The sequence below is a fragment of the Pelomonas cellulosilytica genome (assembly GCF_021353265.1).
GTDB lineage: Bacteria > Pseudomonadota > Gammaproteobacteria > Burkholderiales > Burkholderiaceae_C > Pelomonas > Pelomonas cellulosilytica.
Genome location: NZ_JAJTWU010000003.1, coordinates 521,647 through 545,005 on the forward strand (window position 1 = coordinate 521,647; position 23,359 = coordinate 545,005).

Here is a 23,359-nt window from a genome sequence, read left to right on the forward strand (position 1 = left end):
TCCACAAGGGACGGTTGCCGGTGCCGCCCCTGGCCGCGCCCGCCGACAGTGGGTGCATGGCCGCATCTCCCCCCGCTTCCTCCGCCACGCCTTTGCACGACTTGACGCCGGGAGGGGCCGCCACGGGCTTCCTGAAGGTGGTGGCGGGCCCCGACGCCGCCGCGCCCGCGGTGCGCGCCGTGCAGTTCGGCGCGGAGCGCTTCGCCGAACACGGCCGCAGCTTGGCCGCCGCGCAGCGCGTGGAGGACGACAGCCGCAAGCCGCGGCCGTTCTTCCCCCGACTGCGCAGCAATCTGCAGGTCTGGGGCGCCTCCCTGGACGTGCTGGCCGAGCACGGCCTGCAGCCCGACTCCGACGCCGCCCATGCCTGGCTGCTGGACAACGCCCGCCTTGTACAGCAGCAGCTCGACGAGGTGCTGCACGACCTGCCGCGCAGCTATTTCCAGCGCCTGCCGCGCCTGAAGGACGAGCCGCTGCAAGGCCTGCCGCGCGTCTACGGCGTCGCCTGGGCCTGGGTCGCGCATGCCGACAGCTCGCTGGACATGGCGCTGATGACGCACTACCTCGCCGGCCATCATGAGGCCGAGGCGCTGACGCTGCGCGAGCTGTGGGCACTGCCGTCCACCTTGCGCGTCGTGCTGGTGGAGAACCTGCGGCGGCTGGCCGAGCGGGCCGCCTGGCGTCATCTGGCGCGCCGCGCCGCGCAGTCGCTGTTCGAGGCGCTGCCGCAGCTCGGCCCGGACGCTGTTCAACGCCAGCTGGCCGATTGGCAGTCGCGCTGGCCGCACGACCCAGCCATCACCGCGTTGGCGATCCGGCTGCACGAGCGTCTGGTGGACCGTGCGCTGGCCCAGCCCGACGAAGGCGAGGCCCCCAAGTCCCAGTGGGTCGCGGCGCGGGCCTGGGTCGACGGCCTGCTGCCCGACCCGGCCGCCGCGCAGGCCGCTGAGCAGTCCGAGGGTGCGGCCGACCACCAGAGCATCCGCAACGCCATCGGCAGCCTGCGCCGGCTGGGCGCCGCCGACTGGAGCGCCGTCTTCGAGACCGTGCACCCGGCGTTGAAGGCGCTGGACCGCATCGACGTCTACCGCGAGGAGGACGACAGCACACAGGGCCGCACGGTACATGCCATCGAGGCGCTCGCGGCCTGCTACCGGCTGCCCGAGTCCGACATCGCGCAGGTGCTGCGACTGCTGTGCAGCGACCCGGCCTGGGCCCCCGACGCCGCCGAGCGTGCGCCGCTGCACTGGCTGACCGGCCGTGGGCGGCCGCAGCTGCTGTGTGAGCTGCGCCTGAAAGCGCAATGGGCCGAGCGCGCGGCCGCCGCGCTGCACCGCCACCGCACACCGGTCTACTTGCTGAGCCTGGCGGTGCTGGGCGCGGCGGCACTGAGCCTGCTGCTGGCGCTCGGCCTGGCGCATGACGCCGGCTGGCCAATGACGGTGGTGGCCGCGTTGCTCGCCGCGCTGCCCGCCAGCGAGGCCGTCGTGGCGCTGGCCAACCGACTCATCAGCGAGGGCGCCCGGCCACTGCGGCTCGCGAGGCTGGCCTGGCCCGGCGGCATCCCGCCGGCGCAGCGCACGCTGGTCGTTATCCCGTGCATGCTGACGCGGCCCAAGGGCATCCAGACGCTTCTCGCGCAGCTGGAGCGCCATCATCTGGCCAACCTGGAGGCCGAGGCGCAGTTCGCGCTGCTCAGCGACTTCGCCGACGCCAAGGCCCAACACCTGCCTGACGACGCGGCGTTGCTCGCGCAGGCACGTGCCGGCATCGACGCACTGAACGAACGCCACTGCCCCAGCTGCGGCGGCCTGCCGCGCTTCTTGCTACTGCACCGCGAGCGCCGTTGGTGCGAGACGGAGCAGAAGTGGATCGGCTGGGAGCGCAAGCGCGGCAAGACCGAAGCGCTGATCACGCGGCTGGCCGGCCTTGACGCGGCACTGCAGCCCGATCAGTTCATCGACCTGGGCGCGCTGTCCGAGCCAGCGCCGGGCATCCGGCATCTGGTCACACTGGATAGCGACACCGCGCTGCCGCCCGGCACGCTGCGCGAGCTGGTGGCCATTGCGGCCCATCCGCTGAACCGGCCGCGCGTGGTGACGTCGGCACATGGCGCCGTCACGGTGCGGCACGGCCACGGCATGCTGCAGCCGCGCATCGCCACACCGCTGGCCACGGCCGCCGGCAGCTCCACGGTGCACGGCACTTGGTTCCACAGCCTGTTCGCCGGCCAGCCTGGGCTAGACCCCTACAGCACCGCCGCCTCCGAGGTCTACCAGGATCTGTTCGACGAGGGCAGCGCCACCGGCAAGGGTCTCATCGACGTGCAGGCCGCCGCGCAGGTGCTGGCCCACCGGCTGCCCAAGGACCAGGTGCTCAGCCACGACCTGCTGGAAGGCTCTCTGATGCGGTGCGCCGGCGTCAGCGACGTGCAGTTGGTGGAGGCCGCGCCGATGCATGCCGACGTGGCGGCCTCGCGCATCCACCGTTGGACGCGCGGGGACTGGCAGCTGCTGCCCTTCATCGCCCATCCGCGCCGCTGGGGCCTACGGACCGTGCATGTCTGGAAAATGCTGGACAACCTGCGCCGCAGCCTCGTCGCGCCGGCTTCGCTGCTGCTGCTGGTCACGTCGTGGCTGGGTTTCGGCCTGTCGCCGGGCTGGGCGCTGGCGGCCGTCGCCGCAGCCTTCGGCGCCGGCCCCCTGATGGGCGCGCTGGCCGCCTGCGCGCCGGCGCGCGACCGCATCTCGCTGCCGCGCTTCTACCGCCATGCTGCCGTCGAGCTGGCGCGCGCCGTGGCCGGCACGCTGTGGCACCTGGCCTTGCTACCGGCCGCGACCTGGCTGCAGCTGGACGCCATCGGTCGCGCGATGTGGCGCCAGCGGGTCAGCCGCCGCCACCTGCTGGAGTGGACGACCGCCGACGCCGCCGAAGCCGCCGCCCGCATCGACTGGCTGCCGCTGTGGCGCCAGCACCAACGGTTGAGCATCTCGGCGCTGGTGCTCGCCACGGTGCTTGTCAATGTCGACTTCATCGGCTTCTTCGTTGCCTGGCCGGTCGCACTGCCTATGCTGGCAGCCTGGCTGCTGTCGCCGATGTGGATCGCACTGGCCAGCCGGCCGCGCCCCAAGCCACGCCGCGAGTCCATCGACGACGACGAGCGTCACTACCTGTTGACCATCGCGCGCGATACCTGGCGCTGGTTCGAGCGCTGGGTGACAAAGGACGACAACGACCTGCCGCCCGACAACGTGCAGTTCGACCCCGATATCGCCGTGGCCCACCGGACGTCGCCCACCAACATCGGCCTGTACCTGCTGTCGGCCTGCTGCGCGCGCGAGTTCGGCTGGCTGCACGACGTGGGTCTGGCCGAGCGCGTGCAGCGCACGCTGGACACGCTGGACCGCCTGCCCCGCCACCGTGGCCATTTCTACAACTGGATCGAGACGCAGCGGCTGGCCGTACTGGAGCCGCACTACGTGTCGACCGTGGACAGCGGTAACCTGTGCGCCTTCCTGCTCGTCGTGGCGTCGGCCTGCGAGAGCTTCGCCCGCGGCGGCGACGGCATGCCGCCACCGCCCGATGTGGCCGACGCGCTGAACCGCGTCGCGACCCGCGCGCGGGCAATGGCGCTGGAACACGACTTCGCGTGGCTCTACGACACGCAGCGCCGCCTGCTGCACATCGGCGCCGTCGCCGCACCGGGCGTGGAGCCCGGCGACGAGCTGCTGGACCAGAACCACTACGACCTGCTGTGCTCCGAGGCGCGACTGGCCAGCCTGGTGGGCATCGCCAAGGGCGACCTGCCCGCCTCGCACTGGGGGGCGCTGGGCCGCCCGTTCTTCTCGCGGGGCCGCGTGACGGGGCTCAAGAGCTGGTCGGGCTCGATGTTCGAGATGCTGATGCCATCCCTCGTGCTCGACGAACCCGCCGGCAGCGCGCTGGAGCAGGCCGCGCGCGCGACGGTGATGGAGCAGATCCGCGCCGGCCGGGGCAAGGGCGTGCCCTGGGGCGTTTCGGAGAGCGCTTACGCCAAGCGCGACGAGACGCTGGCGTTCCAGTACGGCCCGCAGGGCAACGCCGCGCTGGCGCTGCGCGACACACCGGCCGACGAACAGGTCGTCGCACCGTACGCCACGGTGATGGCGGCGATGGTGTTTCCGCGCGCCGCGGTGGCCAACCTGCGTCAGCTGCAGGCGCTGGGCGCGCGGCACGAGCTGGGCTTCATGGAAGCGCTGGACTACACCGCCAGCCGCCAGCCCGAGGCCGCTGCCGACACGCCGGCGCCCCGCGTGCAACGCATCGGCACGACGATGGCCCACCATCACGGCATGAGCCTGGTCGCGCTGACCGAGGTGCTGTGCGGCGGTGCGCCGCAGCGCTGGGCCGATGCCGAGCCGCGCCTATCGGCCGTGCGATGGCTGCTGCACGAGCGCGCGCCCCACGAGGTGCCGCCGCTTAAGGAGCCGCCGGTCACGCCAACGCGCGCCACGCCGCGCAAGACGCACATCTCGCTCGTCGTACCGGACACGCGGGGTCGCGCGCTGCCGGCCACGTCCTGGCTGGGCCATGGCCGGCTGAGCGCGATGCTGCGCGAGAACGGCGCCGGCACGCTGCTGTTCGGGGAGCCTGGCCAGCAGGTGCTGGTGAGCCGCTGGCACGACGACCTCGCGCAGGACCTGCTGGGCCACCACCTGCACCTGCGTGATCTCGACCAGCCCTGGCGCACCACCCCCGACGGCGCCGCCTGGCGTGGCGGACCGGAGATCAACCCATGGCGCTCACTGACGCTGCGGCCCACCCCCGGCCCGCAATGGCGCTACTCGTCTCGGCTGCATCCAGCCAGCGCGCAGTTCACGGCCGAGGGGGAGCAGCTGCACGCCCACACCGAAGTGTGGGTGGCGGTGGAGGACGATGTGGAGCTGCGCCGCGTGACGCTGCGCAACCTGTCGGACCGCGAGCGGCGCGTCGCGCTGGTGTCCAGCTTCGAGCCGGTGCTGGCGCCGGCCCGCGCGGACCTGGCCCACCCCGCCTTCGGCAAGCTCTTCCTGCAGGCGCGCTGGGCACCCGAGCAGCGCGCGCTGCACTGGCAGCGCCTGCCGCGCGGCCACAAGGAGGCGCCGGTCTACGCGGTGCATGCGCTGGTGGGCGTCGATCCCGAGGGCGGCGCCCGGCTGGAACGCGTGGCGGCCTCGGCCGACCGCGCGCACTGGCTGGCCCGCGGCGGACGCGCCGGCCAGCCAGGCGGCGTCGTGGCGCAGGCCGACGCCAAGGCGCTGTTCACCGGACAGGCGCCCGGGCTCCACGCCGATGCGGGGGCGCTGGACACGGGCAACGACCCGCTGTCGCTGCTGCATGCAGTGCTGACGCTGCCGCCCGGCGCGCGCGTGACGCTGACCTACGCCACCGCCGCCGCACCCGAGGCGCAGACGCTCAACCACATGCTGGACAAGCTGGCGCAGGCCCCGCTGCGCGAGCGCGCGCTGATGCTGGCGCACACGATGGCCGGCGTGCGCACGCAGGGCGCGGGCCTCGCGCCGGGTGCCTGGCGAGCGGGCCTGGCGCTGCAGACGCTGCTGACCTCGCAGGCCGCCCGCGACGGCGTGCCCGCGCTGGAAGGCAGCTTCAACCGCGACGCCCTGTGGCGCCATGGCATCTCCGGCGACGCGCCCATCATCACGATCCGCGTGGCGGACACGACCGGCGTGATGACCGTGCGCGAGCTGTGCGCGCTGCTGCAGGCCCAGGCCAGCCCACAGGCGTTGGACATCGTCGTGCTGGACGCCGAGCCGGCCTCCTACCTCGCGCCGGTGTCGCGAGCGCTGCGCTCCCTTGCCGAGCAGCAGCAGCGCGGCCGCGCGAAGCTGCACGTGCTGTCCGACGCTGCGGTGCAGGACGACACGCGCTTTGCGCTGAACCTGCTGGCCCGCGTGCGCTGGTTTGCCGACGGCCGGCCGCTAGCGCAGCAGCTGGAGCGCATCGCCGTGCCGCACGAGCAGGCCGCCCAGGCGCGCCGCGCGCTGGGCGCCACGCCGGTGCTGTGGAAGCCTGCCGAGCCCGGCGCGGCCACGCCGCCGCACGACTTCGACACCGCCAGCGGCGCCTGCCGATTCACGCTGGCGCCGCGCAGCCAGCCGCCCAGGCCCTGGGTCAACGTCATCGCTAACGAGCACTTCGGCTGCCAGGTCTCGGAGCGCGGCGCTGGCATGGCCTGGGCCGGGAACAGCCGGCTGCACCAGATCACGCCGTGGTCCAACGACGCGCTGCTGGACACGCCCGGCGAATGGCTCGTGCTGCACTGCCTGGACAGCGGCTGTGCCTGGCTGCTGGGCCGTGCCAGCGCGCATCAGCTGGTGAGCCACCTGCCCGGCGCCACGGCGATGGCGTTCACGCTGCCGGGTCTTGTCGTGCGGCTGCGCTGGACGGTGGACGCCGAGGCCGCCGTGCGGCAATGCCAGGTGGAGCTGCACGCCGCGCCCGGCACCGCGCCGCGCCGGCTGCGCCTGCTGGCCGGCGCGCAATGGCAGCTGGGCATGGACAGCAGCGCTCGCCGCAGTGTCGTCACACGCATTGAGGCGCCGGCCGGCACCTCGCCCGACGCCCCGCTGCTGGTGCTGGCCACGCAGGCGGACGGGCTCAATGGCTTCGGTGGCCAGACGGCCTGGATGACGCTGCGCCCCACCCGCGGCGGCGACGTGACGCACGACCAGCTCGACACGCTGGCCAATGACCATGCGCTGTGGCCCTGGCCCGATGAGGCCGGCTTCCAGCCCGACCTGAACCCGCCCCGGCTGTGGAACGCCGCTGTGGAGGCCAGCGGTGACCGCCGCCTGCTGTTCGACGACGAGGGCCGCCTCGTCATGCCGCACGCGCTGGATGGCCAGGCCGGCCCGGGCACCGACGCGGCGGCGCTGCTGGCCGTGCCGCTGCGACTGGAGGCCGGTCACGCGTGGCATGCCACGGTCCTGCTGGGCCATGCGCCGACGCTCAATGCCGCCCGCGAACTGGCCCGCTCGGCCTGGGACGTGGACCCGCTGCAGCGCCTGGCTGGCCAGCGCGCCGTGTGGCAGCGCCTGAGCGCGCCGGTGCAGGTGGCCACGCCTGACGCGGCCTTCGACGCCCTCGTCAACCATTGGCTGCCGACCCAGGTGCTGGCCTGCCGCATCTGGGGCCGCGCCGGCTTCTACCAGGCCGGCGGCGCCTTCGGCTTCCGCGACCAGCTGCAGGACGCGATGGCGCTCGTGCAGCACGCGCCGGAGCGACTGGCCGAGCAGATCCGCCGGCATACGCAGCGGCAGTTCCGCGAAGGCGACGTGCAGCACTGGTGGCATGAACCGGCCGGCGCCGGCGTGCGCACACATTTCGCTGACGACCGGCTGTGGCTGGCGCTGGCGCTGGCGCTCTACACCGAGCGCACCGGCGACACCGCGCTTGCCGACGAGGCCCTGCCCTTCATCGACGGCAAGCCCGTGCCCGAAGGCGCCGAGGACATCTACGAAACGCCTGCCGTCACTTCGGAGACGGCCAGCGTCTATGAGCATGCGGCCCGCAGCATCGACATCAGCCTGCCCGTCGGTGCTCACGGCCTGCCGTTCTTCGGCACAGGCGACTGGAACGACGGCATGAACCGCGTCGGCGCCGAGGGCCGCGGCGAGTCGGTGTGGATGGGCTTCTTCCTGTGCGCCGTCATCGACGCGCTGCACCCGCTGGCCGTGGCCCGGGGCGAGCAGGAGCGCGCGCAGCGCTGGCGCCAGGCTCGCGAAAAGCTGTCGGCGGCGCTCGATGCCCACGCCTGGGACGGCGACTGGTACCGCCGCGGCTGGTTTGACGATGGCTCTGTCCTCGGCACGCACACCGACAGCGAATGCCGCATCGACCTCATCGTGCAGGCGTGGGCCGTGCTGACCGGCGCGGCCAGCGACGAGCGCGCCCAGCAGGCGCTGGACAGCGCCTGGCGCGAACTGCACGACCGCGACTCCCACCTGCTGCGCCTGCTGTGGCCGCCGCTGAAGGATCATGTGCCCGAGGCCGGCTACATCCAGGCCTACCCCGGCGGCGTGCGCGAAAACGGCGGCCAGTACAACCACGCGGCGACGTGGGCGCTGATGGCCAGCGCCAGGCTCGGCCAGGCCGACCGCGCGTGGGCAGCGTTCACCGCCATCAGCCCGGCACACCGCGCAGGCCATGGCGCCACCTACGGACTCGAGCCGTTCGCCGTGGCCGGCGACATCGAGACTGCGCAGCCGCACGCCGGCCGCGGCGGCTGGAGCTGGTACACAGGCGCCGCCGGCTGGCTGCTGCGCGCGGCGGTCGAGTCAATCTGCGGCGTGCGGCTGGCGGCCGGCCGGCTGACCGTGCAACCTTGCCTGCCGCCGCACTGGAGCCAGGCGCGCGTGAGGCTTGAGGTGCAGGGCCGCCGCATCGAGGTAATGGTTCAGCGCGCCGCGCCCGCCGCCCACCCGCCGGCCGGCTATCGACGGCTGGCGCCGGGCACAGCGCTGGTGCTGGACGAGGCGCCTGGCGATCTGCGACTGTGGGTGCCGGCAGCAGAGCGGGCGATGGCGCCGCGCGCTGAGGCGGCGGTGCTCGTGTGAACGTCGCCGTGCAGGGCGCAGCAAAGCGCGACGTTCAGCGCGCGGCGCCTATTTCTTCGCTGCGGCGGTGACGACGATCTGCAGCGCCTCCGCGCCCTCGCCGCCCCGGCGGACCGTCAATGTGAGCTTGTCGCCCGCCTGCGTCTGCAGGTGCTGGGCGAGCTCGCCGGTCTTCATGCCCTGCAAGGCCTTGCCGTTGATGGCCACGATGACGTCGCCGGCCCTCACACCGGCTGCCTCCGCCGGACTGCCCGGCCCGGTCGACGCCACCGTCACCTTCTCGATGCGCCGGTCGAACAGGCCACCGGTGGCTTCGACGTCGCTGCGCAGGCCGAGCCAGCCCTCGGCGGCGATGGCGAGGGTCGCGGCAGCCAGGAGGATCAGCGCAACGACGGCGCGGCGGGGTTGAAGCATGGGGCATAGCCTAACCAGCGCAGCGCGACTTCACTGCCAAGGTGGCTGCCACCCCCTATGTTGGATGCAACGCCTTTCGGCCACCTCGGCCGGCGGTCGCTGGGCACAGATCGTGCTGCGTACAGACCTGTATACCAGCAAGCGCCTACTCGCATGGATCAGCTTCAAGCCCCGCCTGCCCCGTTGACCCTCGCCGAGTGGCGCCGCGCCTACCGTGAGGGGGCTGCCCCCCTGGACCTGCTGGCGCCACGGCTGGCGCGCATCCAGGCCGACAGCCCGCCCGCCGCCTGGATCAGCCTGATCGGCGCTGACGCCCTGAAGGCGTGCACCGATGCACTGCTGGAGCGCGCCGCAACCTACGCCACGCGTGACGCAGCGCTGGCCGCCATGCCGCTGTTCGGCGTGCCCTATGCCGTCAAGGACAACATCGACGTCGCCGGTTTTCCCACCACCGCCGCCTGTCCCGCGTTCGAGCGCGTCGTCAGCGCCGATGCCTTCGCGGTGGCGCGGCTGCGCGAGGCGGGCGCCATCTGCCTGGGCAAGACCAACCTGGACCAGTTCGCCACCGGGCTCTCGGGCGCACGCTCGCCTTACGGCCGGCCAAGCAGCGTGTTTGCCGGGGAGCGCGTCAGCGGCGGCTCCAGCTCGGGCTCGGCAGTCGTCGTGGCGCGCGGTGACGTACCTTTTGCGCTGGGCACCGACACCGCCGGTTCGGGGCGCGTGCCGGCCGGGTTCAACAACCTCGTGGGGCTCAAGCCGACGCCGGGCCGCGTCAGCACCGCCGGCGTGCTGCCGGCCTGCCGCAGCCTCGACTGCGTGTCGGTGCTGGCGCTGACGGTGGACGACGCGGCCGAGGTGCTGGCCCTGATGGAAGGGTCGGACGCCGACGATGCCTACAGCGCCTTCGCACCCGGCCCGGCGCAGCTGAAACGGTCCCTGCGTGTGGGCGTGCCCGGCCGCCCCGTGTTCGGCCCCGAGGACCTCGGCTACGCCGCCGCGTTCGATGCCGCGCTGCAGCGGCTGGCGACGCTGGGCCACACGGCCGTGCCGCTGGACTTCGGACCGCTGCTGGCGGTGGCCGAACTGCTGTACGGCGGCCCGTGGGTGGCCGAGCGGCATGCCGTCGTGCAACCACTGCTAGACGCCAACCCCGCCGCGCTGGACCCGACCGTGCGCGGCATCGTGGAGCAGGCCCGCGGCTTCACGGCTACCGACGCATTCCGCGGCAGCTACCAGCTTCACGCCGCTCAGCGCTCGCTGGCGGCGCTGTGGCAGCAGGTGGACGCGCTGATGGTGCCCACCGCGCCGCATCACCCGCGCCATGTCGATCTGGATGCCGAGCCGCTGAAGGCCAATGCGTTGCTGGGCACGTACACCAACTTCGTCAACCTGCTGGGCTGGTGCGCACTGGCGCTCCCCTCTGGGATGACGGCGCAGGGCCTGCCCTTCGGCGTGACCTTCATCGCACCGGGCGGGGCCGATGCCGCGCTGGCCCGCTTCGGCCAGGCCTGGCAGACACGCACGGGCCTGCGCCTGGGCGGCACGACGGCGCCCTGCCCCCAACCCGGCACAGCGCTGCGCTGGCCGGCCAGCCTGGCAACGCTGCCCATCGCCGTCGTTGGCGCCCACCTCAGCGGCATGCCGCTGAACGGCCAGCTGACGAGCCGCGGCGCCATGCTGCGCGAGGCGACGACGACGGCGCCGCACTACCGGCTGTTTGCGCTGCCTGGCACGACGCCGCCCAAGCCCGGCCTGCAACGCGTCGCCAGCGGTGGCACCGCCATTGCGCTGGAAGTGTGGGACGTGCCGAGCAGCACCGTCGGCAGCTTCCTCGCGCTGATCCCGCCGCCGTTGGGCCTGGGCAGCGTGGAGCTGGCTGATGGCCGCTGGGTGCATGGCTTCATTTGCGAAGGCCATGCGCTGACCGACGCGCGCGACGTATCTGCCTTCGGCGGCTGGCGGGCCTACCTGCAGAGCCTGCCCGGCACCCGCTGAATCGCCACCCACCCGAGGAGCTCCGCATGACCCCCGAGCAGATTGCCGCCTACGTCGACGCGACGGCCGCCGCCCTCGGCCTGCCGCTGCAGCCCGCCCACCGCCCGGGCGTGCTGCACTACTTCGCGCTGGCGGCCCAGATGGCCGCGCTGGTGGAGGCGCATCCGCTGGCGCCTCACGACGAGCCGGCGCCGGCCTTCGTGCCGCTGTCGCCGGTGGAAGGCGGTGCCGCATGACGGCCGACAGCTTGCTGCAGGGCAGCGCCACGGCGATGTCCGACGCGGTGCGCTCGGGCCGCAGCACCGCCACTGCGCTCACGCAGGCCAGCCTCGCGCGCATCGAGGCGACCGACGGCCGCGTCAATGCGTTCACCGACGTGACAACCCGCCGCGCGCTGGACGCGGCCGCCGCGCTGGACCGGCGCCTGGCCGCGGGCGACGTGGACGCGCATGGCCTGCCGCTGCTGGGCGTGCCCTTCGCCGTGAAGAACCTGTTCGACGTGGCCGGCCTGACGACGCTCGCCGGCTCCAAGATCGAACGCGGTCAGCCGCCCGCCACCGCGGACGGGCCGCTGGTGGCACGGCTGGAGGCGGCCGGCGCCGTGCTGGTGGGCGCGCTGAACATGGACGAGTACGCCTATGGTTTCACGACCGAGAACTCGCACGAGGGGCCGTGCCACAACCCGCATGACCTGACGCGTATCGCAGGTGGCTCGTCGGGCGGCTCGGCCGCCGCGATCGCGGCGGGCCAGGTGCCGCTGACGCTTGGGTCCGACACCAATGGCTCCATCCGCGTGCCGTCGTCGCTGTGTGGCACCTTCGGCCTCAAGCCCACGTACGGCCGGCTGCCGCGCAACGGCAGCTACCCGTTCGTCGCCAGCCTGGACCATCTCGGTCCCTTCGCCCGCGACGTGCACGACCTCGCGCTGACCTACGACGCGCTGCAGGGCTTTGACGCACGCGACCCCGGCTGCGTGCAGCGTGCCTTCGAGCCCACCGCCGGCTCGCTGGCACTGGGTGCCGACGGGCTGCGCATCGCCGTGCTGGGCGGCTACTTCCACGACCATGCCGACGACATGGCCCGCGCCGCCGTGGCCCGCGCCGCGCAGGCGCTCGGCGTCATGCGTACCGTCGAACTGCCCAAGGTGGCACACGCGCGCGCCGCGGCCTTCGTCATCAGCAACTCGGAGGGCGGCACGCTGCACTTGCCCGACCTGCGCACGCGGCCGCAGGACTTTGAGCCGCTGTCTCGCGACCGCTTCATGGCCGGTGCACTGCTGCCCGCCGCCTGGGTGCACAACGCCCAGCGCGTGCGGCGCTGGTTCGCGCTGCGAGCGGCCGAGCTGTTTGAGGACGTGGACGTGCTGATCGCGCCGGCCACGCCTTGCGTCGCGCCGCCGATCGGCACCGAATGGATCGAGCTGAACGGCCAGCGCCTGCCGGCCCGGCCCAGCCTGGGCCTGCTGACGCAGCCCATTTCCTGCATCGGCCTGCCGGTTTGCGCGGTGCCGGTGTGGGGCGTGCATGCCACGCTGCCCATCGGCCTGCAGCTCATCGCCGCGCCGTGGCGCGAAGACTGCGTGCTGCGCGTGGCCCACCAACTGCAGCAGCTGGGCGTGGCGTCGTCCCCCGTGGCTGCACTGTGAGAGGAATGATGGACATCAACCTGCCCGACGTGCTAGCCGAAGTTACCGCCATCTTCGAGCGTTATGAAGACGCGCTCGTCAACAACCGGCTGGACGTGCTGGACGAGCTGTTCTGGGACTCACCGAGCACCGTGCGCTACGGCGTGGGCGAGAACCTCGTCGGCATCGACGCGATCCGCGCTTTCCGCAGCGCACGGCCCGCCACGGGCCTGGCGCGCACGTTGCAGCGCACCGTCATCACGACCTATGGCCGCGACACCGCCACCGCGATGACCGAGTTCCGCCGCGAAGGCAGCACTCGCTGCGGTCGACAGAGCCAGACCTGGGTACGCTTGCCGCGAGGCTGGCGCGTCGTCGCTGCGCATGTCAGCGTGATCGACGTGTGACGGCTCAGCTGAAGCTCAGCACCAGCGCCATGACGGCGCTGCCCAGCACGACGGTCGTGAACAGGCGCTGACCGACAGCGGCATCCAGAGCCTCCAGCGAGCACAGCGCCCGCTGACTGCGATCCGACAAGGTGCGGCACTGGCGCAGATGAGCGCCCAGGCTGTCCCGATGCTGGCGAAGAAAGAGTTCGGTGGCGCGGGACATGGTGGGAGCTCCTGACTGCTAGGGGATGGCGGTTGCTTGTGACTTTAGGTCTGGACACGCGCCGTTGCATTCAGCGACAGACGCCCTGGCCAGTAGGAGCGCTCCTACCTGCGCGCCGGTGGCGCCTCAGGCACCATCGCGGCATGACGAACCGACTCCTCCTCAGGGCCGGGTTGGCCCTCCTGCTGCTATGGCTGGCCGCGGCGCACGGCCAGCCGGTGCAGGTGGGCTCCAAACGCTTCACCGAAAGCTATCTGCTCGGCGAGATCACGCGCCAGACGCTGCTGGCCCAGGGCATCCCGGCCGAGCACCGCCAGGGCTTGGGCAACACGGCGATCCTCGCGGCAGCGCTGCGCGAGGGGCAGATCGACGCCTATCCGGAGTACACCGGCACCATCGTGCGCGAGCTGCTGCACCGCGAAGGCGCCGCCGACGCCCAGGCGCCGCTGGCGCAGATCAACACCTGGCTGCAACCGCTGGGCCTGAAGGCGGGGGTGCCGCTGGGCTTCAACAACAGCTATGCGCTGGCCATGCGCGAGTCCGACGCGGCCAGGCTGGGCATTGCGACGATCTCCGATCTCGCTACCCGAGCGCCACCGCTGAAGCCCGGCCTGTCGCACGAGTTCATCGCGCGTGCTGACGGCTGGCCGGCGCTGCAGCGGGCCTATGGCCTGACGCTGGCGGCCGGCGCGGGGCTGGACCACGGCCTTGCCTACCAGGCGCTGGCTGCCGGCCAGGTCGACCTCATCGACGTCTACACGACCGACGCGCAGATCGCCCGTCAGCCGGTGCGCGTGCTGCGGGACGACCGCGGTTTCTTTCCACGCTACGACGCGGTGCTGCTGATGCGCGCCTCGCTGGACGACCGGCCGCTGCAGCGCCTGGCCGGGCGGCTGCCGGAGGCGCGCATGATCGAGCTGAACGCCGCCGCCGAGCTGGACGGCCAGCCGTTTGCCGACGTGGCCCGCCGCTTCCTGCAGGCGTCGGCGGCCGCATCCACCCCGACAGCGGCGCCGCCCTTGAACCGCGGCGTGGCGGCCCGGTTGCTCGCGCCGGATCTGCCCCGGCTGCTGGGACAGCACGTGGCGCTGGTGCTGGGCTCACTGCTGCTGGCCGTGGCGGTGGCGGTGCCGCTGGGCGTGGTCGCGCACCGGCTGCCGCGCGTGGCCGGGCCGGTGATGGCCGCGACGGGCCTGCTGCAGACGCTGCCTTCGCTGGCACTGCTGGCCTTCCTGATCGCCGCGGTAGGCCGCATCGGCTTCGTGCCAGCACTACTGGCGCTATTCGTCTACGCGCTGCTGCCCATCGTGCGCAACACGCACGCGGGCCTGCAAGGCGTATCGCACGGCCTCGTCGAGGCCAGCCGGGCGCTGGGTTTCACGCGCGGCCAGACGCTGCGGGCCATCGAGCTGCCGCTGGCGCTGCCGACGCTGATGGCGGGCGTGAAGACGGCGGCCGTCACGAACGTCGGCACCGCCACGGTCGCAGCCTTCGTCGGCGCGGGTGGTCTGGGCGAGCGCATCGTCGCCGGCCTGGCCGTCAACGACGCCGCGCTGATGCTGGCCGGTGCGCTGCCCGCCGCCGCGTTGGCGATCCTCGTGCAAGGGATCTTCGACTTGCTGGAACGCCGGGCCTCGCGCTGGCATCGCGGCGCTGCGACGCGGCTGTAGCCTCCCCCCCCTACGCGGCGACGTTGACGCCGTCAGAACCGCCCCCCCACTTTGAAGTCGCCGCGCGATGTCGTGCGCGGGCAGCGCATATCGTTTAAGAAGAGTGAGGGCGGTGCCGCTGCATGGCGCACAAGCGCCCAGCACACCCGGAGCCCGCCGTCGACTCCGGGCGCCTTGTCCCCGACGGCGCCCCTGGAGTCATCATGAGCCCATCTCTCGTTGCGAGCATCCTGCCGTTGCCTGGCGTCAGCGACCTGACCGGCACCGTCGGCGTCTGCCTGTCCGGCGGAGGCAGCCGTGCGCTGTCCTGCGCCATGGGCCAGTTGCGCGGCCTGCGTCATCTCGGACTACTGGACCGCGTCTCGGCCATCTCATCGGTGTCCGGCGGCACCTGGGCAAACGCACTGTTCAGCTACCTGCCCGCCGACATCAGCGACGACGACTTCCTCGGCCCCGTCATACTGGATCCATCCACGCTGACGCTCAGTCAGCTGGAGCAACTCTCGGACAACAACCTCGGCTGGGTTCCTACCCGGCTGAATCCGCCGGACCTGATCCTGAAGCTGGGCGAGCTGAAGGCCTGCTACGGCTACGAGAACAGCGAGCTGTGGCAGGGCGTCATCGGCGAGCTGGTATTGAAGGACTACCAGCTCTGGCAGGCTGATAGCGACGGCTTCGACACCCGCTACCTGAGTGGCACCGACGCCTACCTGCGCTCACCCGACGGCCCGCTCGCCCGCAACCCAGAGCTCACGTCGGACGATTTCATCACCATCAAGCGCCCGCGGCCTCAGCCCATCTTCAACACCAGCATGTTCACGAACGATGGGGTCGACGCGGACCTTCTGCCTTTCGAGACGAACCTGCTGGCCGGCGTGCGCGCCAGCTTCGAGCCAGGCCCCGGCAGGCTCGGCGCCGTGGGCGGCGGCCTGCTGGAGACGCTGGCCATGAACAGCAGCTTCCAGAGCGACGCTGGCCCAGGCACCGTCAACACGACGTTGCCTGCGCGCGCCTTCACGCTGAGCGACATCGTCTGCGCCAGCAGTGCCGCCTTCGCCCAGATGTTCGAGGAGCAGTACCCCGAGTTCTCGGGCCTCGTGCCGCGCTACCCGTACTGGCCCATTGCGGCGCGCACGTCACAGCCCGTCATGACCTACCGCTTCGCCGACGGCGGCAGCCTGGAGAACCTGGGCATCAATGCGCTGCTGGCGCGCGGCGTGTCGCGGCTCATCGTGTTCGTCAACACGGATCAGGGCGTGTGCCGCGACCCGGCCAGTAGCGAGGTCATCGTGTCGGCGGACCTCCCGCCGCTGTTCGGCCTGCAACCCTACGTCGCCGGCCAGGGCTACGTGCCCTACTCCGACGAAAACCCCGGCCAGGGCCCCACGCGGCTGTACCGTCACAACCAGGTGTTCGACACCGCGGCCTTCGACTCACTGAAACAGAGCCTGCTTGCCGCCCGTCGCGCTGGCGGTGCATTGCTGGTGAGGCAGCAACTGACCGTGCTGCGCAACGACTGGTTCGGCATCCAGCCACAGCCGCAGCCGGTCGACGTACTGTGGGTCTACAACGATTTCGTCAGCAGTTGGTGGGACCAGCTGCCATGGGAATCGCGTGACGTGCTGACCATCGAGAGCCTGGACGACTTCCCGCTCTACAACACCTTCACGCAGCTCTTCTTGACGCCGACGATGGTGAACGCCCTCGCCCACCTCGCTTGCTGGGTCGTCGCGTCCGACTCGACGCTGGGCAACCCGGGTGGCGTCAGCAACGCCGGAATGTTCATCGACATGTTCGACTGACGATGACGCACGGTCGGTGCGTGTGCGCCGACCGAATCCGCCGAATGCCGCAGATGCAGGGAGCGCAGCATGTCCGTCAAAGCGTTGTGCGCCCGCCGAAGCCACCGACGGCTTCGCCCGTCGCTGGACTACATCAGTCCAATGCATTTCGAAAGGGCATGGCTTGCCGGCCAGCAAGGTGCCGAATGCCAGCTTATGAGGAAGGTGGCCCGCCAAGGCCCGTGCGAAGACCGAGGCTCAGCAACTCGGCGAGGCCGAAAGGTCAGGCGGCCTCAAGAACGCGAAGTTCGACATGGAGCCCGGCAGCTTCCATGTCGTGCGGCATGTGCGGCCCAAGCTGGCCTGTGCGGCTGCCAGGACATCAAGCAGGCCGCGGCACCTGGCCGACCGATCAAGATAGGTCGCAAGACCGACCGCACCCGCACTGAGAAGCCACCCGAATACTTGGCCGAGCATGTCGCTGCTCCGGACCGTTCGCGCTTGGTACTTCGTTGCGATGCGCTGAGCATCGAGTTGCCCCCCCGCCAGGTCGAGCTGACGCCTCTGCGCTTCGATATTGGCTTCAATCGCAAGCTGATCCATGCGACGCTGATGGGATTGCTCCTCCTCGTTCCATCGGACCAATAGATCCATGGTGCCGGGGCGAACACGCTCGTACTCGGCCAGAAGACCGGGTGGGGGCAATTGAACATGAACCGTGACGCTCTGCTCTTGCACCGTCACAGTCTGCTGCATCGCTTGGGCAACTGGGCCCAGCGCCTCCCTGACTGCAGCGTCAGCCGGCCTTAGCGCCCCTGGTGGTCGATTCCCCGATTTCTTCTTCATGCTTTCCCAGGGCTGCGTTGAAGTCCATCCCCAACCGCTCCATGTCGGTGAGTGCGGTCAACGCCCCGGGCACACGCACGGGCGACACTTGTGGGATTTTCACCGCGTGCTGCGTATCGACGTGAGCTTGATTCGATGCGAACAGCATCAAGGGCGCAGCCATGCCCTTCGCAACACCGCGCTTGAAGGCTTGGCGAGACGTTTCATTGAAGTCGACGAGGACGACTGGCATGTGGACAAGCTTGCCACAACGGGGAGTTATTGCATCACAACAACTCCGCCACAACCCTTCTCAAGTAATGTCGCGTCGCGCATACACCGACGCCTACATGCGAGAGGCAAGAAAAAAGCACTTAGCCGCTGGCGCCGCTAAGTGCTTGATTCAATTATAAAAATTGGTGGGCCCTGAAGGATTCGAACCTTCGACCAACGGATTAAGAGTCCGCTGCTCTACCAACTGAGCTAAGAGCCCTGATTCAGTTCAACAAGCTTCCTTGCTGAGCCAAACATTATAGCATGATTCAGATGAATCGGCGCTAGAAATCTGGTGGGATGTGCAGGATTCGAACCTGCGACCAACGGATTAAAAGTCCGCTGCTCTACCGACTGAGCTAACATCCCGCGTCAAGCAGAGCCTGCCATTATAGACAGGTTTTTATCTGGTTGGCAAGTCTATTTGGCTGAGCCCGTGTGACCCATCGCAGAAGCGAGGTAGAGCCTCTGCAACTCGGCCGCTGCGCACATGCCGAACGTCGCCGTGACGGCGACGCTTGAACCATAGCCATGGCAGTTGAGGCTGCCATCGATATCGCAGGCCCCACCATCGCCCTGCTGAGGAAGATGCACGGGTTCACGCGAGTACACGCAGGCCACGTCCAAGCGGCCGGAACGCGGTGCGCCGTGATGCTTGCGCAGCCGCTGGCGCAGGGAGGCCAGCAGCGGGTCGTGTGTCGTGGCGCTCAGGTCGTCGAGCTGCACGCGGTGCGGCTCGCGCTTGCCGCCGGCCGCGCCCACTGTCACGAAAGGCAAGCTCAGTTCGCGCGCCCAGGCGGCGAGCGCCGCCTTGGCGCGAACCTGGTCACAGCAGTCGATGAGGCCATCCAGCGGCTCGCTGCCGATGAGCGCGGGCCAGTTGCCCGGCTCGACGAATTCCTCTACGACGCGGACCTCGCACGCCGGATGGATGTCGGCGATGCGCAGGCGCAATGCCTCGGCCTTTGCCATGCCGACGGTGGACCCGAGAGCCTGGATCTGCCGGTTGATGTTGGATTCGGCGACTTGGTCGAGGTCGATCAGCGTTAACGCCGCGATACCGCTCCGCGCCAGCGCCTCGACGGCCCAGGAACCCACACCGCCCAGACCCACGACGGCAAAACGCGCAGCGCGCAATTGCCGGTAGGCCGTGTCGCCATGCAACCGGCGCAGCCCGCCGAAGCGGCGCTCCAGATCAGCGTCCGGCTGATCCACGCTCACTTCAGCGTCGCGAGGCGTTCCTTGGCGGCCTGGGCGGCCTCGGTGCCGGGGTAAGACTTGACCACGTCCTCGAAACTGCGGCGCGCCGTCTTGTTGTCCTTCAGTTCGACCTGGCAATTGGCCAGCGCGAGCAGCGCTTCGGCGGCACGCGGATGGTCAGGATTGGCGGCGATGAAGGCGCGGAAGGTCGCGATGGCATCCTTGTAGTCGCGCTTGCCGTACTGCGCATTGCCGAGCCAGAAGCGCACCGAGTCGGTATAGCCGCTGACGGGATAGCGCTTCAGGAAGGCACCCAGCGCAGACACGGCCTCGGCGAAGTCGCCACGGCGCACGAGGCCGATCGCGGCCTCGTATTGGCTTCGCTCGTCAGGCGCCACCTGGAACTCGCGGCCATCCAGGCTGACCTTCTGCGGTTCGAGCGGCTTCAGGCGAGCCTCGACGGCCTGGGACTGGTCCATCAGCTTACGCTGCGTGTCGGCCAGGTCGCGGGCGAGTTGCTCGTTGGTGCCGCGGAGCTTGGCCAGCTCGGCGCGCAACGCGTCGATCTGGCTGTTGAGGTCCAGCATGCTGCGGCGCAGCGGCTGGACCTGGTCCTGAATAAGCGCGTTGAGCTGCTCGGCCTGCTTCTTGGAAGCGTCTTCGTTGGCCTGCAGCTTGGAGCGCAACTCGAGGATGGCCCGGCGGGCCTCGTCATCCTCGAACAGGCCGGCGCGCGCCGGCTGTACGAAGGCGGCGCCCGCGGCGAGGGCCAGAACAGTCATGCGCACCAGGCGCAAAGCGTTCCGACTTTTGCCCGGCACCGGCGACACGGCCTCTCCGCGAAGCCGTGGTGACTGGAAACGACCCGCCGTAGCCACTTGCATCACTTGTCCTTGAGCTCGACGCGGCGGTTCTTGGCCCAGGCTTCTTCGGTGCTGCCCTGGACGGCCGGACGCTCCTTGCCGAAGCTGACAGCCTCGACCTGGTTGGCGCCCACGCCCAGCAGCGTCAGCGACTTGCCAACAGCTTCGGCACGGCGCTGGCCCAGAGCCAGGTTGTATTCGCGGCCGCCGCGCTCGTCGGTGTGGCCTTCCAGCGTCACGGCCCGCTTCTTGTTGTTGTTCAGGCGCTTGGCGTGCAGATCGATCAGGCCGCGGTACTCTTCCTTGACCACGTCGCTATCAAAGTCGAAGTACACGACACGCTTGTCGCTCACTTGCTGCGTGTACTGGGCGTCCAGATCGACGGTGGCCACCTTGGACTCGGGCACCGGCGTGGTGTTCTGCGCAGCCGTCGGCTTGGGAGCCTCACGGTTTTCCACCGGAACCGTCTTCGGTTCCTCAAGCTTGACAGCGGACTGGCAGCCTGCCAGAGCGGCGGCGGCAATCAGGGTGAGCGCATAACGGGTCAGTTTCATTCGAATATCTCCAACGGGAGGCAGGAAAGAGAGCAGGGAGCAAGTTCGGCACGAACGCCGAACCGCGGATTGTCCAACATGACGCGAGTTGTCAAGTTACTGACGTGTAAATGGACCCCAGGTCGGCTCGCGCACCTCCACGAGCGTGACGAGCAGCGGCGTCTTGATCTTGCCGTCGAGCGTGGTGGTCATCAGCACCTCCTTGCCGCCAGCGCGGCTGGCATAGACGATGAGCTTGCCGTTGGGCGAGAAAGCAGGGCTTTCGTCGTCGCTCGCGTCGCTGATCTGCTGCGACTGGCCGGTGCCGAGGTCCATCACGCTCAGGCGGAACGCGCCGCCGATGCGCGAGATGTAGGCCATCGTTCGGCCGTCCGGGCTGATGGACGGGCTGATGTTGTAGTTGCCGTTGAAGGTTACGCGCTCGGCCGCGCCCCCGCTGGCCGGCATCCGGTAGATCTGCGGACCGCCGCCGCGGTCGCTGACGAAGTAGATCTTGCTGCCGTCCGGCGCATAGCAGGCTTCGGTGTCGATGGCGCTGCTCTGCGTCAGGCGGCGCAAGCCCGAACCGTCACGGTTGATGACGAAGAGCTGCGTGCCGCCGTCGCGCGAGAGGCTCAGCGCGAGCTGGCTGCCGTCCGGCGACCAGGCCGGCGCGCTGTTCGTGCCCTTGAAGTCGGCCAGCACACGGCGCCCGCCGGTCTGCACATCCTGGATGCGCACGGTCGCCTTGCCACTCTCGAACGACACATAGGCCAGCTCGCGGCCGTTCGGCGCCCAGGCCGGCGAGATGATGGGCTCCGGGCTGGCGAGCGCGACCTTGGCGCCCTCGCCATCGGCATCGGCGATGACGAGGCTGTAGCGCCGGCCGGCCTTGGTGACGTAGGCCATGCGCGTGGCGAACACGCCCTTCTCGCCGGTCAGCTTCTCGTAGATGACATCGGCGATGCGATGCGCAGCGAGGCGGGCGTCGTCCGGCAGCACGGCCTGGGCCTGGCCGATGACCTCGGCGCCCTTGACGACATCCCACAGCTTGAAGCGGATGTCCAGCCGTCCATCGGCCAGCCGGCTGACCGAGCCTGCCACCAGCGCATCGGCCTGCTTGGCACGCCAGTCGACAAAGGCCGGTGCGCTCAGTTCGCTCAGCGGCTCGGACGAATCGATGCTGCGGAACTGCCCGCTGCGCTCCAGATCGGCGCGAATGATGGCGGCGATGGGCTGGGGCGAACGCGACTCGTCACGGAAGTCGACGATGGCCACGGGGATGCGCGAGCCGCCGACACCGGCGATGTCGATGCGCAGTTGCGCTAGTGCCGGGCTGGCGGCGAGAGCGGCCAGGGCCAAGAGGCCGAAGCGGCGGGAGACGGCAAGAACTTGAGGACCGAGCATGGCGCGGCATTCTGCCGCAGGCGCGTGACTTGTAACGTCGGACGGGACCGCGTCCGACGCCCGCCGGTCGGCCCTCAGAGGAGCACGATGTCGTAGTGCTCGGTCTGGTTGGTCGGCTCAGCGGTCAGCGAGATGGGCTTGCCGATGAAGTCCGACAGCCCGGCCAGGTGAGCGCTCTCCTCGTCCAGCAGCATTTCGACAACGTTGGCCGCGGCGACGACGCGGAACTCCTTGGGCGAGAACTGCCGCGCCTCCCGCAGGATCTCGCGCAGGATGTCGTAGCAGACGGAGCGCGCCGTCTTGACCTGCCCCCGCCCCTCGCAAGTGGGGCACGGCTCGCAGAGCATGCGCGCCAGCGACTCGCGCGTGCGCTTGCGCGTCATCTCCACCAGGCCCAGCTGCGTGAAGCCGCCCACGGTGACTTTGGTGCGGTCGCGCCCCAGCTGCTTGCGGAACTCGGCCAGCACAGCCGCCCGGTGCTCATCGCGCGCCATGTCGATGAAGTCGACGATGATGATGCCACCCAGGTTGCGCAGCCGCAGCTGGCGAGCGATCGAGCCCGCCGCTTCCAGGTTGGTCTTGAAGATCGTGTCGTCGAAGTTCTTGGCGCCGACGAAGCCACCGGTGTTGACATCGATGGTCGTCATCGCCTCGGTCTGGTCGAAGACCAGCGACCCGCCGGATTTCAGCTCGACCTTGCGGGCGAGCGCCCGGGCGATCTCGGCGTCGACATTGCACAGGTCGAAGATCGGCCGCTCGCCGCGGTAATGCTCCAGCTTGGCCGTGGCCGCCGGCATGAAGGTCTCGCCGAACTGGCGCAGCACGTCGTACTGCATCTTGGAGTCGATGCGGATGTGGCCGGTGCGCTCGTTGGTCAGGTCGCGCAGCACGCGCTCGACGAGGCTGAGGTCCTGATGCAGCAGGTTGGTGGGCGGCGTGGTGAGTGCCTTCTCGCGGATCTGCTGCCAGGTCTTGCGCAGATAGGCGATGTCGGCAGCCAGTTCCTCGTCGCTCGCATCCTCCGCGTTGGTGCGCAGGATGAAGCCGCCACCACCGCCCTGCTCCTTGCTGCCCACCAGTGCCAGCATGCGGGCGCGCAGCGCCTCGCGCGCCTCGGGCGAGCCGATCTTCTGGCTGACGCCGATGTGCTCATCCTGCGGCAGGTAGACGAGCATGCGGCCGGCGATGCTGATCTGGCTGGACAGCCGCGCACCCTTGGTACCGATCGGGTCCTTGATGACCTGCACCGTCAACGGTTGGCCCTCGAAGACGAGGCGTTCGATGGGCGTAGGCGGCATGTCCGGTCCATGGGCGCCCTGGTGCCGGCCATGGCCGAACTGCGACGCACTGTGCAGGTCGGCCACATGCAGGAAGGCCGCGCGTTCCAGTCCGATGTCGATGAAGGCGCTCTGCATGCCCGGCAGGACGCGGACGACCTTGCCGAGATAGATGTTGCCGACCAGGCCCCGCTCCAACGTGCGCTCGACGTGCAACTCCTGCACCGCGCCGTTCTCGACCACGGCCACGCGCGTCTCCTGCGGGGACCAGTTGATCAGGATGTCTTCCAT

Annotated in this window: 16 protein-coding genes and 2 tRNA genes; 7 read left to right on the forward strand and 11 right to left on the reverse strand. The window is 70.2% G+C overall.

The annotated features are described in order from the left end of the window. Window positions 1–56: 56 nt before the first annotated feature. On the forward strand, window positions 57–8,594 hold the full coding sequence (locus LXT13_RS09805; protein WP_233371743.1) for a GH36-type glycosyl hydrolase domain-containing protein: 8,538 nt from the start codon (window positions 57–59) through the stop codon (window positions 8,592–8,594). A gap of 48 nt (window positions 8,595–8,642) precedes the next feature. On the opposite strand, the gene LXT13_RS09810 is transcribed toward LXT13_RS09805, so the two are convergent. After that, window positions 8,643–9,008 (reverse strand): S41 family peptidase, encoded by a 366-nt coding sequence (locus LXT13_RS09810; protein WP_233371744.1) that lies wholly within the window; start codon window positions 9,006–9,008, stop codon window positions 8,643–8,645. 183 nt (window positions 9,009–9,191) lie between these two features. Between LXT13_RS09810 and atzF the strand changes: the two genes are divergently transcribed. The 4 genes from atzF to hpxZ are packed head-to-tail and all read left to right on the forward strand — an operon-like array spanning window position 9,192 to window position 13,034. After that, window positions 9,192–11,003 (forward strand): allophanate hydrolase, encoded by a 1,812-nt coding sequence (atzF, locus tag LXT13_RS09815; protein WP_419964659.1) that lies wholly within the window; start codon window positions 9,192–9,194, stop codon window positions 11,001–11,003. Between the two features lie 26 nt (window positions 11,004–11,029). Then, window positions 11,030–11,239, forward strand: a complete 210-nt coding sequence (locus LXT13_RS09820) for a DUF4089 domain-containing protein (protein WP_233371746.1) — start codon at window positions 11,030–11,032, stop codon at window positions 11,237–11,239. Next, window positions 11,236–12,648 (forward strand): AtzE family amidohydrolase, encoded by a 1,413-nt coding sequence (locus tag LXT13_RS09825; protein WP_233371747.1) that lies wholly within the window; start codon window positions 11,236–11,238, stop codon window positions 12,646–12,648. The genes LXT13_RS09820 and LXT13_RS09825 overlap by 4 nt, the downstream gene beginning before the upstream one ends. A gap of 8 nt (window positions 12,649–12,656) precedes the next feature. Further along, window positions 12,657–13,034: an oxalurate catabolism protein HpxZ gene (hpxZ, locus tag LXT13_RS09830; protein WP_233371748.1), complete on the forward strand. Its 378-nt coding sequence runs from the start codon at window positions 12,657–12,659 to the stop codon at window positions 13,032–13,034. Between the two features lie 4 nt (window positions 13,035–13,038). On the opposite strand, the gene LXT13_RS09835 is transcribed toward hpxZ, so the two are convergent. After that, a complete protein-coding gene (locus tag LXT13_RS09835; RefSeq protein ID WP_233371749.1) occupies window positions 13,039–13,239 on the reverse strand; it encodes a hypothetical protein in 201 nt (66 codons plus the stop codon). Window positions 13,240–13,382: 143 nt separating this feature from the next. Here LXT13_RS09835 and LXT13_RS09840 point away from each other — a divergent pair, with 143 nt between their 5' ends. Next, window positions 13,383–14,909, forward strand: coding sequence for an ABC transporter permease/substrate-binding protein (locus tag LXT13_RS09840; protein WP_233371750.1), 1,527 nt, complete (start codon window positions 13,383–13,385; stop codon window positions 14,907–14,909). 203 nt (window positions 14,910–15,112) lie between these two features. Beyond that, window positions 15,113–16,711 carry a hypothetical protein gene (locus LXT13_RS09845; RefSeq protein ID WP_233371751.1) on the forward strand — a complete coding sequence of 533 codons (1,599 nt, stop codon included), beginning with the start codon at window positions 15,113–15,115 and terminating at the stop codon, window positions 16,709–16,711. Window positions 16,712–16,948: 237 nt separating this feature from the next. Here the strand turns inward: LXT13_RS09845 and LXT13_RS28790 are convergent, their stop codons facing one another. The 9 genes from LXT13_RS28790 to rng form a co-directional block, all read right to left on the reverse strand. Beyond that, a complete protein-coding gene (locus LXT13_RS28790) occupies window positions 16,949–17,446 on the reverse strand; it encodes a hypothetical protein (protein ID WP_349254831.1) in 498 nt (165 codons plus the stop codon). Window positions 17,447–17,486: 40 nt separating this feature from the next. Continuing rightward, window positions 17,487–17,768, reverse strand: a complete 282-nt coding sequence (locus tag LXT13_RS09860; protein ID WP_233371752.1) for a hypothetical protein — start codon at window positions 17,766–17,768, stop codon at window positions 17,487–17,489. A 164-nt stretch (window positions 17,769–17,932) separates the two neighbouring features. Further along, window positions 17,933–18,008 (reverse strand) — tRNA-Lys (locus LXT13_RS09865). 73 nt (window positions 18,009–18,081) lie between these two features. After that, window positions 18,082–18,157: transfer RNA gene (locus tag LXT13_RS09870), tRNA-Lys, on the reverse strand. Window positions 18,158–18,208: 51 nt separating this feature from the next. Next, window positions 18,209–19,003: a tRNA threonylcarbamoyladenosine dehydratase gene (locus LXT13_RS09875; RefSeq protein WP_233371753.1), complete on the reverse strand. Its 795-nt coding sequence runs from the start codon at window positions 19,001–19,003 to the stop codon at window positions 18,209–18,211. A gap of 2 nt (window positions 19,004–19,005) precedes the next feature. Then, window positions 19,006–19,770: a tol-pal system protein YbgF gene (ybgF, locus tag LXT13_RS09880; protein ID WP_233371754.1), complete on the reverse strand. Its 765-nt coding sequence runs from the start codon at window positions 19,768–19,770 to the stop codon at window positions 19,006–19,008. 101 nt (window positions 19,771–19,871) lie between these two features. After that, window positions 19,872–20,405, reverse strand: coding sequence for a peptidoglycan-associated lipoprotein Pal (pal, locus tag LXT13_RS09885; protein WP_233371755.1), 534 nt, complete (start codon window positions 20,403–20,405; stop codon window positions 19,872–19,874). A gap of 96 nt (window positions 20,406–20,501) precedes the next feature. After that, window positions 20,502–21,791, reverse strand: coding sequence for a Tol-Pal system beta propeller repeat protein TolB (tolB, locus tag LXT13_RS09890; protein ID WP_233371756.1), 1,290 nt, complete (start codon window positions 21,789–21,791; stop codon window positions 20,502–20,504). Between the two features lie 74 nt (window positions 21,792–21,865). Then, on the reverse strand, window positions 21,866–23,359 hold the full coding sequence (gene rng, locus LXT13_RS09895; RefSeq protein ID WP_233371757.1) for a ribonuclease G: 1,494 nt from the start codon (window positions 23,357–23,359) through the stop codon (window positions 21,866–21,868).

Bases quoted from the DNA above. Each gene is read 5' to 3' on its own strand.
- LXT13_RS09805 (WP_233371743.1), top strand. From the start codon at position 57: ATGGCCGCATCTCCCCCCGCTTCCTCCGCCACGCCTTTGCACGACTTG.
- LXT13_RS09810 (WP_233371744.1), bottom strand. From the start codon at position 9,008: ATGCTTCAACCCCGCCGCGCCGTCGTTGCGCTGATCCTCCTGGCTGCC.
- LXT13_RS09820 (WP_233371746.1), top strand. From the start codon at position 11,030: ATGACCCCCGAGCAGATTGCCGCCTACGTCGACGCGACGGCCGCCGCC.
- LXT13_RS09825 (WP_233371747.1), top strand. From the start codon at position 11,236: ATGACGGCCGACAGCTTGCTGCAGGGCAGCGCCACGGCGATGTCCGAC.
- hpxZ (WP_233371748.1), top strand. From the start codon at position 12,657: ATGGACATCAACCTGCCCGACGTGCTAGCCGAAGTTACCGCCATCTTC.
- LXT13_RS09835 (WP_233371749.1), bottom strand. From the start codon at position 13,239: ATGTCCCGCGCCACCGAACTCTTTCTTCGCCAGCATCGGGACAGCCTG.
- LXT13_RS09840 (WP_233371750.1), top strand. From the start codon at position 13,383: ATGACGAACCGACTCCTCCTCAGGGCCGGGTTGGCCCTCCTGCTGCTA.
- LXT13_RS09845 (WP_233371751.1), top strand. From the start codon at position 15,113: ATGAGCCCATCTCTCGTTGCGAGCATCCTGCCGTTGCCTGGCGTCAGC.
- LXT13_RS28790 (WP_349254831.1), bottom strand. From the start codon at position 17,446: ATGCAGCAGACTGTGACGGTGCAAGAGCAGAGCGTCACGGTTCATGTT.
- LXT13_RS09860 (WP_233371752.1), bottom strand. From the start codon at position 17,768: ATGCCAGTCGTCCTCGTCGACTTCAATGAAACGTCTCGCCAAGCCTTC.
- ybgF (WP_233371754.1), bottom strand. From the start codon at position 19,770: ATGACTGTTCTGGCCCTCGCCGCGGGCGCCGCCTTCGTACAGCCGGCG.
- pal (WP_233371755.1), bottom strand. From the start codon at position 20,405: ATGAAACTGACCCGTTATGCGCTCACCCTGATTGCCGCCGCCGCTCTG.
- tolB (WP_233371756.1), bottom strand. From the start codon at position 21,791: ATGCTCGGTCCTCAAGTTCTTGCCGTCTCCCGCCGCTTCGGCCTCTTG.
- rng (WP_233371757.1), bottom strand. From the start codon at position 23,359: ATGGAAGACATCCTGATCAACTGGTCCCCGCAGGAGACGCGCGTGGCC.